The sequence below is a fragment of the Mesorhizobium sp. Primo-A genome, assembly GCF_003997175.1.
GTDB classification, from domain to species: domain Bacteria; phylum Pseudomonadota; class Alphaproteobacteria; order Rhizobiales; family Rhizobiaceae; genus Mesorhizobium; species Mesorhizobium ciceri.
Genome location: NZ_RZTG01000002.1, coordinates 198,096 through 210,291, shown reverse-complemented (window position 1 = coordinate 210,291; position 12,196 = coordinate 198,096). Strand labels below are relative to the sequence as shown.

Here is a 12,196-nt window from a genome sequence, read left to right as displayed (position 1 = left end):
CTTCACCTCACCTCGCCAGGCCAACCGCGAGGTAGGTGAGCGCCGAAATCAAAGCGGTGGCCGGCAAGGTAACGATCCAGGCGATGACGATGTTGCCGGCAATGCCCCAGCGCACGGCCGAGACGCGGCGGGCGGCGCCGACGCCGATGATGGCGCCGGTGATGGTGTGGGTGGTCGATACGGGAACGCCGAGCCAGGTCGCCGCAAACAGCGTGATCGCCCCACCGGTTTCGGCGCAAAAACCCTGCATCGGGTTCAGCCGGGTGATCTTCGAGCCCATGGTGTGGACGATGCGCCAGCCGCCGAACAGGGTGCCGAGCGCCAGTGCCGACTGGCAAGTGAGGACCACCCACAGCGGCACGTAGAAAGTCGCGCCGAGCATGCCTTGCGAATAGAGCAGCACGGCGATGATGCCCATGGTCTTCTGGGCGTCATTGCCGCCGTGCCCGAGGGAATAGAGCGAGGCGGAAAAGAACTGCATGACGCGGAAGGTGCTGTCGACCGCAAACGGCGTCTGGCGCACGAAGAGCCACGAGACGACGAGAACCAGGACGAGCGCCAGGATAAAGCCCGTCGCTGGCGACAAGACGATTGCCGCGACCGTCTTGCCAAGCCCGGTCCAAACGATGGCGCCCACGCCTGCCTTCGCCACACCGGCGCCGACCAGGCCGCCGATCAGCGCATGCGAGCTGCTCGAAGGGATGCCGGCGATCCAGGTGACGATGTTCCAGACGATGGCGCCGACCAGGGCTGCAAAGATCACCGCCGGGGTGACGATGCTGACGTCGACGATGCCTTTGCCTACGGTCTCGGCAACGTGGAGGCCGAAGAACATGAAGGCGATGAAATTGAAGAATGCCGCCCACAGCACCGCATATTGCGGCCGCAGCACGCGGGTGGAAACGATGGTGGCGATGGAATTGGCGGCGTCGTGCAGGCCGTTGAGAAAGTCGAAGAACAGTGCGACGGCGACGAGGCCGGCCAGCACGGGAAAGGCAATGGTTGCTTCCATCACCTAGACATTCTCAATGACGATGCCGCTGATCTCGTTGGCGACGTCCTCGAAGCGGTCGACCACCTTTTCCAGTTGGCCATAAATCTCGCTGCCGATCATATAGGCCATCGGATCGCTGCTGCCGTGCTTCCTGAAGAGATCCTTCAGCCCTTGCTCGTGCAGGTCGTCGGCCCGGCTTTCGACGCGCATCACCTCTTCGGCGATGGCGTTGAGGCGCACAGTATGCGTTGCGACCTTGTTGAGCAGCGGGATCGCCTCGGCCACCAGCTTGGCGGCGGCGACGATGACGCCACCCATTTCCTGCATCAGCGGATCGAACTCCTTGCGCTCGAACAGCTTCACCGTCTTGACCGTCTTGTGCATCATATCGATGGCGTCATCCATCGACTGGATCAGGTCCTTGATGTCGCCGCGATCGAAAGGCGTGATGAAGGAGCGCCGTACCGCCAGCAGGACTTCCGCGGTGATGTGGTCGGCCTCATCTTCGAGATCGATGATTTTCTGGCACCAGAGATCGATATCCCTGCCCTGGAGAAGCTGCTCCAGCGCCTCGGCGCCGCCGACCACGGTGCGGGAATGTCGTTCGAACAGGTCGAAGAAGCGATCTTCGCGCGGCAAAAGCTTGCGGAACCAGCCCAGCATGGTCGATCTCCCAGTTTCATCCACATAGCGCCGCATTCAGCCGCGGGAAACAGGTAGCCGGCTTAAAGGTGTGGATGCAGGGCAATTGTGCGTGGCGCTTGCGGTAGAGCACAATTTCCCCGACCTTGCAGCGAACGACCGGAAAGATCACATGATCGACAAGCTGGAATTCTTCATCGCGCTCGCCAGGGAGGAGCATTTCGGCCGGGCGGCGGAGGTGTGCGGCGTCACGCAGCCGACGCTGTCGGCCGGCATCAAGCAGTTGGAAGGCCAGCTTGGCGTCATGCTGGTTCTGCGCGGCTCACGCTTCCAGGGGCTGACGCCGGAGGGAAAACAGGTGCTGGTGTGGGCACGCCGCATCGTCGGCGACACCAGGACCATGCGCGAGGAAATGCGGGCGGCGCGCCACGGACTTTCGGGCCGTATCCGCATCGCCGCCATCCCGACGGCGCTCGCCATGCTGCCGCGGCTGACGACGCCATTTCGCGAAAAGCATCCCGGCGTCACCTTTTCGGTGCTGTCGCGGACCTCAATCGAGGTGCTGTCGCTGCTCGGCAATTTCGACATCGATGCCGGCATCACCTATCTCGACAACGAGCCGCTGGGGCGGGTGACCAGCGTGCCGCTCTATGACGAGCGCTACCAACTGATCACCGCGATGGGAAATCCTTATTCCGACCGCGACAAAGTGACATGGGCGGAGCTCTCAAACCTGCCGCTGTGCCTGTTGACGCCGGACATGCAGAACCGCCGCATCATCGACCAGCATCTGGCCGAAGCCGGCGTGCAGGTGCGACCGACGCTGGAATCCAATTCGATGATCGTGCTGTTTTCGCACATCCGCACCGGCAAATGGTCGTCGATCATGCCGCTCAACCTTGCGGAAACATTCGGCTTTTCCGAACCGATCCGCGCCATTCCAATCATCGAACCTGACGCCAGCCACACGGTCGGCCTGGTGGCGACACCGCGCGAACCGCACACACCTTTGGTCTCGGCGCTGCTGGACGAGGCAATGGCGCTGGCGGACGATTTCCATGCCAACCGTTCCGCTAGACAGGGTTAGTCAAACGGAACGATAGAAAATTTCTATCGTACAACGAAACCGCTTTATTGATTTCAGAGGTTTTCTCTGATTTCTTAAGCACTTAGCGATAAAGCGGCACGCGCATGTCGTTGTTCCAAAACAGCTTGATGCTTTTGGCCGATATGCGTGGGTCGCTACGATAGGGAGGGCGCTGCATGACAATGCAGCCTGCAAGTACCGAGATTATGTCGCGCACGGCCGCGATCATCCAGGAGATGAAGGGGCTCGAAGGCCCTTTGCTGCCGATCCTCCACGGCATCCAGGAAGAGTTCGGCCATGTGCCCAAGGATGCGCTGCCGGTCATCGCCGAGGCGCTGAACATTTCCAGGGCCGAGGTGCACGGCGTCGTCAGCTTCTATCACGATTACCGAAGCCATCCGGCAGGCCGGCATGTGTTGAAGCTCTGCCAGGCGGAATCCTGCCAGTCCATGGGTTCGGATGCCATCGCCGCCAAGCTGCAGCAACTGCTGGGCATCGGCTTTCATGAAACGACCCGCGACGGTTCGGTGACGCTGGAGCCGGTCTACTGTCTCGGCCTGTGCGCCTGTTCGCCCGCCGCCATGCTCGATAGCGAGGTGATCGGACGGCTCGATGACGAGAAGCTCGACGAGATCGTTGCAGAGGTGCGCTCATGATCCCGCGTATCTACATTCCCGGCGATTCCGGTGCGCTGGCGCTTGGCGCCGAAAAGGTCGCCAAGGCGATCGCCGGCGAACTCGCCGAGCGCGGCATCGAGGCCAAGATCGTGCGCAATGGTTCGCGCGGCGCCTATTTCCTCGAACCGATGGTCGAAGTCGCTACAGCCAACGGCCGCATCGCCTACGGGCCGGTCAAACCGTCCGACGTCAAAAGCCTGTTCGACAGCGGCTTCCTTACCGGCGGCCATCATAAACGCTGGCTGGGCGCGCCGGACAAGATCCCCTTCCTGGCCAAGCAGACGCGGCTGACTTTCGCGCGCTGCGGCGTCACGGATCCGCTGTCGCTCGAATCCTACAAAAAACATGGCGGGTTGAATGGATTGATGAACGCGCTGGCGCTGACGCCTGCCGCCATCGTCGCAGAGGTGACCGAATCGGGCCTGCGCGGACGCGGCGGCGCCGGCTTCCCGACCGGCATCAAATGGAAGACGGTGCTCGATACAGCAGGCGACCGCAAATACATCGTCTGCAACGCCGATGAAGGCGACTCCGGCACTTTCGCCGACCGCATGATCATGGAGGGCGATCCCTTCGTGCTGATCGAAGGCATGACGATCGCCGGTATAGCCACGGGCGCGACCAAGGGCTTCGTCTATGTCCGCTCGGAATATCCGCATGCGGTGGCGGCGATGAACAAGGCCGTCGAGATCGCCCGCAAGGCCGGCGTTCTTGGCGCCAGCGTGCTGGGTTCCCCTCACGCGTTCGACATGGAGATCCGGGTCGGCGCCGGCGCCTATGTCTGCGGCGAAGAGACGGCGCTGCTCGATTCGCTCGAGGGCAAGCGCGGCATGGTGCGGGCAAAGCCGCCTCTGCCTGCGCATAAGGGGCTGTTCGGCAAGCCGACGGTGATCAACAACGTCATCAGCCTAGCCTCTGTGCCCGTCATCATGGACAAGGGTGCGGCCTTCTACAAGGATTTCGGCATGGGCCGCTCGCGCGGCACGATCCCGGTCCAGATCGCCGGCAATGTCAAATTTGCAGGGCTGTTCGAAGCCGCTTTCGGCATGACGCTTGGCGAGATCGTCGACGAGATCGGCGGCGGCACGGCCACCGGCCGGCCGGTCAAGGCAGTGCAGGTCGGCGGACCGCTCGGCGCCTATTTCCCGCGCGCGCTGTTCGACACGCCATTCGACTATGAAGCCTTCGCGGCCAAGGACGGGCTGATCGGCCATGCCGGTATCGTGGTGTTCGACGACACCGCCGACATGCTGAAACAGGCGCGCTTCGCCATGGAATTCTGCGCCATCGAAAGCTGCGGCAAGTGCACGCCCTGCCGCATCGGCTCGACGCGCGGTGTCGAGACCATCGACAAACTCGCCGCGGGCATCGAGCCGGAGAAGAACCTCGCTCTGGTCACCGACCTCTGCAACACGATGAAATTCGGCTCGCTCTGCGCGCTGGGCGGCTTCACGCCCTACCCTGTGATGAGCTCGATCACCCATTTCCCCGACGACTTCAAGCCCGCGCCCGTGCGCGTGGCTGCCGAATAGGAGCTGGCAGATGAACATCAAGGCCGACTTCCCATCCCTCGTCGAAGAGATTGACTACGGAACCCCGCAATCGAAGGCGCAGAAGCAGGTCACGCTGAACGTCGACGGGCGCAGCATCACCGTGCCGGAAGGCACCTCGATCATGCGTGCCGCGATGGAGGGCGGGGTCGAAATCCCGAAGCTCTGCGCCACCGACATGCTGGACTCCTTCGGTTCGTGCCGTGTCTGCCTTGTGGAGATCGAAGGACGCGGCGGCACGCCGGCATCCTGCACGACGCCTGTCGGCGAAGGCATGATCGTGCGCACGCAGACCGAGCGGCTCGATGCCATTCGCCGTGGCGTCATGGAGCTCTATGTCTCCGACCATCCGACCGGCTGGAACGAACAGGCCGGAACCGGCGCCAGCGAGTTCGACGCGGTGGCGAAGTCGATCGGCCTGACCGAGAACCGCTACGGCATCGAGGGCCGCAACCACGTCAAGCCGGAAGGTGGCGTGGCGCCCGGCCATGGCTCGCTGGCAGTCGATTACATCGCCCGCGACGAATCCAACCCCTATTTCACCTATGATGCCTCGCAATGCATCGTCTGCTCGCGCTGCGTGCGGGCGTGCGAAGAAGTGCAGGGCACGTTTGCGCTGACCATCGAGGGACGCGGCTTCGAATCCCGGGTTTCGGCCGGAATGCACGAGGCGTTCATCGATTCGGAATGCGTGTCCTGCGGCGCTTGCGTCCAGGCCTGCCCGACCGATGCGCTGCGTGAGAAGACGGTGCTTGCCAAGGGCCTGCCGGAGCGCTCGGCCGTCACCACCTGCGCCTATTGCGGCGTCGGCTGCTCGTTCAAGGCCGAGGTGAAGGGTGACGAAGTCGTTCGCATGATGCCCTACAAGGAGGGCAAGGCGAACCACGGCCATTCCTGCGTGAAGGGCCGTTTCGCCTATGGCTACGCCACCCACAAGGACCGCATCCTGTCGCCGATGATCCGCGAAAAGGTCACCGATCCGTGGCGCGAAGTAAGCTGGGAAGAGGCGATCGCCCATACCGCCAAGGAATTCCGCCGCATCCAATACCAGTACGGACGCACCGCGATCGGCGGCATCACCTCGTCGCGCTGCACCAATGAGGAAACCTACCTCGTCCAGAAGATGGTGCGGCAGGGTTTCCGCAACAACAATGTCGACACCTGCGCACGCGTCTGCCATTCGCCGACGGGCTACGGGCTCGGCCAGACATATGGCACGTCTGCCGGCACGCAGGATTTCGATTCCGTCGACTTCACCGACGTCGCCGTCATCATCGGCGCCAATCCGGCTTCCGCTCACCCGGTGTTCGCCTCGCGGCTCAAGAAGCGGCTGCGCCAGGGCGCCAAGCTGATCGTGCTCGATCCGCGCCGCACCGAGATGGTCAAGTCGGCTCATATCGAAGCGGATTACCACCTGCCGCTGAAGCCCGGCACCAATGTGGCCGTGCTGACGGCGCTGGCGCATGTGATCGTCACCGAGGGCTTGTTCGACGAAGCCTTCATCCGCGAACGTTGCGACTGGACGGAGTTCCAGGATTGGGCATCGTTCGTCGCCTTGCCGGAAAACAGCCCCGAAACCGTCGGCAAATTGTCCGGCGTCGATCCCGAGCTGATCCGCGGTGCTGCGCGTCTCTACGCCACCGGCGGCAACGGCGCGATCTATTACGGCCTGGGCGTGACGGAACACAGCCAAGGTTCGACCACTGTGATGGCAATCGCCAATCTCGCCATGGCCACCGGCAATATCGGCCGGCCCGGCGTCGGCGTGAACCCGCTGCGCGGCCAGAACAACGTGCAGGGCTCCTGCGACATGGGTTCCTTCCCGCACGAACTGCCGGGCTATCGCCACATCTCCGGCGAAGCCGTGCGCGATATCTACGAGACCTTGTGGGGCGTAAAGCTGGACGACGAACCCGGCCTGCGCATCCCCAACATGCTGGACGCCGCCGTCGACGGCAGCTTCAAGGGCATCTACATCCAGGGCGAAGACATTCTGCAGTCCGATCCCGACACCAAGCATGTCGCAGCCGGCCTTGCCGCGATGGAATGCGTCGTCGTGCACGACCTCTTCCTCAACGAGACGGCGAACTACGCGCATGTCTTCCTGCCGGGCTCGACCTTCCTGGAGAAGGACGGCACCTTCACCAACGCCGAGCGCCGCATCAACATGGTGCGCAAGGTTCTTGAGCCGAAGGCGCGCTACGCCGATTGGGAGGCGACGCAGGAGCTTGCCCGCGCGATCGGGCTGGACTGGAACTATAAGCATCCCTCCGAAATCATGGACGAGATCGCGATGACCACGCCGAGCTTCGCCGGCGTCTCCTTCGAGCTGCTCGACCGTGTCGGGTCCGTGCAATGGCCCTGCAACGAGAAGGCGCCGCTCGGCACCCCGATCATGCATATCGACGGGTTCGTGCGCGGCAAGGGCAAGTTCATCCGTACCGAATATGTGGCGACGGACGAAAGGACGGGGCCGCGCTTCCCGCTGCTGCTCACCACCGGCCGCATCCTGTCGCAGTACAATGTCGGCGCGCAGACCAGGCGCACCGACAACAGCATGTGGCACTCGGAGGACCGGCTGGAGATTCATCCGCACGACGCCGAGAACCGCGGCTTGCGCGACGGCGACTGGGTCCGGCTGACCAGCCGCTCGGGCGAGACGACGCTGCGCGCGCTGATCACCGACCGGGTGTCGCCCGGCGTGGTCTACACGACGTTCCACCATCCGGACACGCAGGCCAACGTGATCACCACCGACTTCTCCGACTGGGCGACCAACTGCCCGGAATACAAGGTGACGGCGGTGCAGGTCGGCGCCTCCAATGGGCCGTCGGAATGGCAGCGCGACTATGACGAGCAAGCCAAGCAGAGCCGGCGCATCGCGTCTTTGCAGGCGGCGGAGTAGTCTTGAGCGCGCGGCGCAAAGCCACGACGCAGGTATCGCGGCTGGCGCACCGCGCCAGCGGCACTGCTACGGCGAACCGCATGGTGCCGGAAGAGACGCCGGTGGCGTTCTCCTTTGCCGGCACCACGCATGCGGTGATGATGGCAAGCCCGGCCGATTTCGAGGATTTCGCGCTTGGCTTCTCGCTGACCGAGGGCATTGTAGCTGCGCCGGAGGAGATCGAAACCATCGAGGTCGAGGACCATGGCGCCGGCATCGACATCCAGATCCGGCTGAAGGACCGAGCCAACACGCGCTTCGAAGCGCGGCGGCGAAGGCTCGCGGGTCCGGTCGGCTGCGGGCTCTGCGGCATCGAATCGATCGAGGAAGCGATGCGTTCGGTCGATGCGGTTGGTGTGTCAAAGCTTACGCTTGATGCCAACGATATTGTCCGTTCGGTCAAGCTTTTGTCGAAAGTGCAGCCGCTGCACACCGAGACCGGAGCCGTGCACGCCGCCGGCTTCTATGTGCCCGGCAAGGGCATCGTCATGGCGCGCGAAGATGTCGGCCGTCACAATGCGCTCGACAAGCTGGCGGGTGCGCTGGCCAAAGCCGGCATCGAGGGCGCATCCGGTGCTGTCGTGGTGACATCCAGGGTTTCGGTCGAAATGGTGCAGAAGACGGCTTCTATCGGTTCGGCCTTCATCATCGCCGTCTCGGCGCCGACCGCCCTTGCCATCCGCACGGCGCAAGAGTCCGGCATGACGCTGGTGGCGCTGGTTCGCGGCGACGATTTTGATATTTTCACCCACCCCGACCGGGTGATTTGCGGAGTTGCCAAGCATGTCGCATGACGAAGAACACATTATGAGCACTGCCGAGAAGCTGGTGCGCATGGCAAACCAGATCGCCGACTTCTTCCATTCCAAGCCGCGCGAGGAAGGCATTGCCGGCGTCGCCGAGCACATCAACAAGTTCTGGGAGCCGAGGATGCGGCGGCAGTTCTTCGAAATGCTGGACGACGGCACCGGGAACTTCAACGAGTTGGTGGTGGCCGCCTCCGCCAGGATCAAGCGACCGATCACGCCGGCTGCGGCCGACCTCAAACTCGGGCTCAAGCCCTCCCCTGCCGACGTCGCCGCCTCGCAGGAATAGCCGCCAAGCCGCGCCAACTTACATTCACAATCGCTAAAGTTTAAGCTGCCGCAATCTGCGCTGTTCTGCTATGGTTTGACGACCAGAAATCGTCAGGCCGGGGTGGAAATCTCGTGAGGCCGATCGAGACGCGATACGCCTGTAGCGGCGATGTGCGGATCGCCTATCAGGTGGTCGGGCAGGGATCGTTCGATCTCGTCTTCGTGCCGGGCTTCATTTCCAACCTCGACCTGCACTGGGAAGACGAGGGCTACACCAGGCTCTTGAAGCGGCTTTCGGCGTTCTCTCGGCTGATCCTGTTCGACAAGCGCGGCACCGGCCTGTCCGACCGTGTCGACGCGCATAACCTGCCCAGTCTCGAGACGCGGATAGACGATGTGCGCGCGGTAATGGACGCCGCTGGCAGCGGCCGTGCGGCGCTGCTCGGCTCCTCCGAAGGCGCGCCGATGGCAATGCTGTTCGCCGCCACCTATCCGGAGCGGACACGGGCGCTGGCGCTCTATGGCGGCTATGCGCATTTCCACAAATGGGTGATGTCGCCCGAACGCCTCGACGCTTTCATCGAGATGGCGGAGACAGCCTGGGGCACTGGCGCCACGCTGCCCCATTTCGCGCCGAGCCGGGTCGACGACGCGCATTTCGCCCAGTGGTGGGCACGTTTCGAACGATTGTCGGCGAGCCCGACGGCGGCGGCGGCGCTGGCGCGCATGAACGCCGACGTCGACATCCGCCATATCCTGAGCGTGATCAGCGCGCCGACGCTTGTAATCCATCGCCGCAACGATGCGCGGGTCGACCCCGACGCCAGCCGCTTCCTTGCACAGAAGATCCCCGGCGCCCGACTGGTCGAGATTCCCGGACGCGACCATCCGATCTGGACCGGCGATGTCGATGGGGTGGCCGACCTGATCGAGGAATTCCTGACCGGCGAACGCGCCGTGGGCGAAGTAGACCGCGTGCTGGCCGCACTGCTGGTGACACGCATCTACGACACGGCACGGCTCGGCGACCGGATGTGGAGCGAACGCAGCCAACGCTTCCAGGAAACCTGGCGGCTGCTGGTCGGGCGCCATGGCGGGCGCTCTGTGGGCCTGCATGGCGAGTTGATGATTTCGCGCTTCGACGGCCCGGCACGCGCCATACGCTGCGCGGCAGCGCTGCGCGAGGCGGCGCAGGAAATCGGCGTGGCAAGCGCACAAGGGGCGCATGTCGGCGAGATCGAAGTGCGCGGTCCACCCGTTGGGACGACGGCGCGGGTGGCAATGCAACTGGCCGCCCATGCCGGCCGCGGCGACATTATCGCGTCGCGTCTGATCGCCGATCTGGCGGCTGGGTCGGGCCTGCATTTCACCGACGCCGGGCGCATCAGTGTCGACGAGCTGGAGCAGCCGCTGGCGCTGGTCCATGCGACGTCCGAACAGCATCTGGAACCCGCCTGCCGGCCCAAACCCAAGACCGCCGAGCCGGCCGCATTGACGGCGCGCGAAAGCGAGGTGGTGAGCCTCGTCGCCGACGGCAAGAGCAATGCCGCGATCGCCGCCGAATTGCGGCTGAGCGAACACACGGTCAAGCGCCATGTCGCCAACATACTGCTCAAGCTGGATCTGCCGTCGCGGGCGGCGGCGGCGGCGTTTTCGGCCAGGCACCCTGGCCCGCACGGGCCATGAGAGCCATGGCGCTTTCGGGCGAAGCGGCCATGGGCGGGTAAGCGCTATCAATTCTCTCCACGCAGGCTAGGCGGATGTCGCTGGAAAAGGCGCTGCGAACGGAGGAGGAAATGCTGAAGTCGAACCGGACACTCAAATTGCTTGTGATCGCTGCAAGCGTTGGCGCGTTGTTCGCCATCTCTCCCGCAAAGGCCGAGGACGCGTCCGCGGCGGCCGCCTACAAGGACATCGAGGCAACGCTCGGCTCGGTGCCGGACATGTTCAAGACCCTGCCGGATGTGGCCGTCGCCGGCGCCTGGGCCGAGATTAAGGGCGTGCAGCTCAACCCGAAGACGGCGCTTGACGGCAAGACCAAGGAACTTTTGGGCCTCGCCGTCGCGGCGCAGATCCCATGCCAGTACTGCATCTATTTCCACACCGAGGCGGCCAAGCTCAACGGCGCCAGCGACGAGGAGATCAAGGAGGCGGTGGCGATGTCCGCCATCGTGCGCCATTGGTCGACGATGCTCAACGGCAGCCAGGTCGATCTGACGACCTTCAAGAAGCAGACCGACGACGTATTCGCGGCCGTCAAGGCGAAGTCGCAGTAAGAACCACTGCCCGGCGATGAGCGCCGGACGGCACATCGACCATCAACCGCCCGGTCGGAAGACGGGCCAATGGAGGATGAAATGCTGACCAAGACCCAAACAGTGGACGGCGCCGCGATCAAGAAGGCGATCGAAACCCGTGACGGCAAGATGCTGTCGAGCTTCTATGCCGAAGACGCGCTGGTGCGGGTGATCGACCGCAACAACCCGCCGAGCAAGCCGCGTGAAATCCGCGGGCGCGCGGCGATCACCACATTCTGGGACGACATCTGCAGCCGGGCGATGACCCACAAGGTCGACACCACCATCGCCGACGGCGACAGCCTCGCCTTCACCCAGGCCTGCGCCTATCCGGACGGCACCAAGGTGTTCTGCGCAGCGATGCTGGAGCTGAAGAACGGTCGGATCGCAAGACAGACCGTCGTGCAGGCCTGGGACGAGTAGATCAACAACCGTGGATCAACCGCGGCCTGGGCCGCAACCTGGAGGAGAAGACGATGTTCAGCGCCAGATGGCAGATCGACGCCAAGTTCGGACACAAGCAGACCGTGCTCGACCTGTTGAAGAAATGGGAACGCGAGATCGGGTCACAGGTCGGCCTCGACGAGCTGGAATTCCAGATCATGACCGGTTCGATCGGCGCGCGGGAGGCGACGGTCGAGTCCCATCACCAGGTCGAAAGCCTGGCCCAGTTGGAGGCGTTCTTCGCCAAGATCGGCAAGATCGACGCGCACGCGAAATGGGGCAAGGAGATCGAGCCCTATGTCGTGTCTGGCACCAGCCTGTGGAATATCTATCGCATCGTGGAGTAGTGGTCTGCGGTCTTACCTCTCCTCTTGTGGGAGAGGTCGGATTGCCCCGATTTGTCCTTCACAAATCGGTTGGCAACCCGGGTGAGGGGTAAGCTGGCGTCAAGCTGGAACACCCCTCATCCGTCTCGGCGCTACGCG

At 63.7% G+C, this 12,196-nt stretch carries 12 protein-coding genes; 10 read left to right on the top strand and 2 right to left on the bottom strand.

Annotation, left to right across the window (positions count from 1 at the left end):
• Positions 1-7: 7 nt before the first annotated feature.
• Together EOC83_RS03790 and EOC83_RS03785 are read right to left on the bottom strand one after the other, a co-directional pair.
• Positions 8-1,012 (bottom strand): inorganic phosphate transporter, encoded by a 1,005-nt coding sequence (locus EOC83_RS03790; protein WP_013528008.1) that lies wholly within the window; start codon positions 1,010-1,012, stop codon positions 8-10.
• A gap of 3 nt (positions 1,013-1,015) precedes the next feature.
• Positions 1,016-1,657 (bottom strand): DUF47 domain-containing protein, encoded by a 642-nt coding sequence (locus EOC83_RS03785; protein ID WP_013528009.1) that lies wholly within the window; start codon positions 1,655-1,657, stop codon positions 1,016-1,018.
• Between the two features lie 151 nt (positions 1,658-1,808).
• Between EOC83_RS03785 and EOC83_RS03780 the strand changes: the two genes are divergently transcribed.
• The 10 genes from EOC83_RS03780 to EOC83_RS03735 all read left to right on the top strand — a co-directional run bounded on the left by EOC83_RS03780 (position 1,809) and on the right by EOC83_RS03735 (position 12,058).
• On the top strand, positions 1,809-2,723 hold the full coding sequence (locus EOC83_RS03780; protein ID WP_063169926.1) for a LysR family transcriptional regulator: 915 nt from the start codon (positions 1,809-1,811) through the stop codon (positions 2,721-2,723).
• 176 nt (positions 2,724-2,899) lie between these two features.
• The gene (locus EOC83_RS03775; RefSeq protein WP_063169925.1) at positions 2,900-3,379 is read left to right on the top strand and encodes a formate dehydrogenase subunit gamma; all 480 of its coding nucleotides are present in this window, start codon (positions 2,900-2,902) and stop codon (positions 3,377-3,379) included.
• Entirely contained in the window at positions 3,376-4,932 is a 1,557-nt protein-coding gene (locus tag EOC83_RS03770; protein WP_013528012.1) for an NADH-quinone oxidoreductase subunit NuoF, read from the top strand. The genes EOC83_RS03775 and EOC83_RS03770 overlap by 4 nt, the downstream gene beginning before the upstream one ends.
• A gap of 10 nt (positions 4,933-4,942) precedes the next feature.
• Positions 4,943-7,855, top strand: a complete 2,913-nt coding sequence (fdhF, locus tag EOC83_RS03765; RefSeq protein ID WP_024503375.1) for a formate dehydrogenase subunit alpha — start codon at positions 4,943-4,945, stop codon at positions 7,853-7,855.
• 2 nt (positions 7,856-7,857) lie between these two features.
• Entirely contained in the window at positions 7,858-8,688 is an 831-nt protein-coding gene (fdhD, locus tag EOC83_RS03760) for a formate dehydrogenase accessory sulfurtransferase FdhD (protein WP_024503374.1), read from the top strand.
• Positions 8,678-8,989: a formate dehydrogenase subunit delta gene (locus tag EOC83_RS03755; protein WP_013528015.1), complete on the top strand. Its 312-nt coding sequence runs from the start codon at positions 8,678-8,680 to the stop codon at positions 8,987-8,989. The genes fdhD and EOC83_RS03755 overlap by 11 nt, the downstream gene beginning before the upstream one ends.
• Before the next feature lie 113 nt (positions 8,990-9,102).
• A complete protein-coding gene (locus EOC83_RS03750; RefSeq protein ID WP_024503373.1) occupies positions 9,103-10,656 on the top strand; it encodes an alpha/beta fold hydrolase in 1,554 nt (517 codons plus the stop codon).
• Positions 10,657-10,766: 110 nt separating this feature from the next.
• Positions 10,767-11,246 (top strand): carboxymuconolactone decarboxylase family protein, encoded by a 480-nt coding sequence (locus EOC83_RS03745; protein ID WP_013528017.1) that lies wholly within the window; start codon positions 10,767-10,769, stop codon positions 11,244-11,246.
• An 81-nt stretch (positions 11,247-11,327) separates the two neighbouring features.
• Positions 11,328-11,690, top strand: coding sequence for a nuclear transport factor 2 family protein (locus tag EOC83_RS03740; protein ID WP_024503372.1), 363 nt, complete (start codon positions 11,328-11,330; stop codon positions 11,688-11,690).
• A gap of 53 nt (positions 11,691-11,743) precedes the next feature.
• A complete protein-coding gene (locus tag EOC83_RS03735) occupies positions 11,744-12,058 on the top strand; it encodes a hypothetical protein (protein ID WP_013528019.1) in 315 nt (104 codons plus the stop codon).
• The last annotated feature ends 138 nt before the right edge of the window (positions 12,059-12,196 follow it).

Bases quoted from the DNA above. Each gene is read 5' to 3' on its own strand.
- EOC83_RS03785 (WP_013528009.1), bottom strand. From the start codon at position 1,657: ATGCTGGGCTGGTTCCGCAAGCTTTTGCCGCGCGAAGATCGCTTCTTC.
- EOC83_RS03735 (WP_013528019.1), top strand. From the start codon at position 11,744: ATGTTCAGCGCCAGATGGCAGATCGACGCCAAGTTCGGACACAAGCAG.
- EOC83_RS03740 (WP_024503372.1), top strand. From the start codon at position 11,328: ATGCTGACCAAGACCCAAACAGTGGACGGCGCCGCGATCAAGAAGGCG.
- fdhF (WP_024503375.1), top strand. From the start codon at position 4,943: ATGAACATCAAGGCCGACTTCCCATCCCTCGTCGAAGAGATTGACTAC.
- EOC83_RS03755 (WP_013528015.1), top strand. From the start codon at position 8,678: ATGTCGCATGACGAAGAACACATTATGAGCACTGCCGAGAAGCTGGTG.
- EOC83_RS03775 (WP_063169925.1), top strand. From the start codon at position 2,900: ATGACAATGCAGCCTGCAAGTACCGAGATTATGTCGCGCACGGCCGCG.
- EOC83_RS03745 (WP_013528017.1), top strand. From the start codon at position 10,767: ATGCTGAAGTCGAACCGGACACTCAAATTGCTTGTGATCGCTGCAAGC.
- EOC83_RS03770 (WP_013528012.1), top strand. From the start codon at position 3,376: ATGATCCCGCGTATCTACATTCCCGGCGATTCCGGTGCGCTGGCGCTT.
- EOC83_RS03790 (WP_013528008.1), bottom strand. From the start codon at position 1,012: ATGGAAGCAACCATTGCCTTTCCCGTGCTGGCCGGCCTCGTCGCCGTC.
- EOC83_RS03780 (WP_063169926.1), top strand. From the start codon at position 1,809: ATGATCGACAAGCTGGAATTCTTCATCGCGCTCGCCAGGGAGGAGCAT.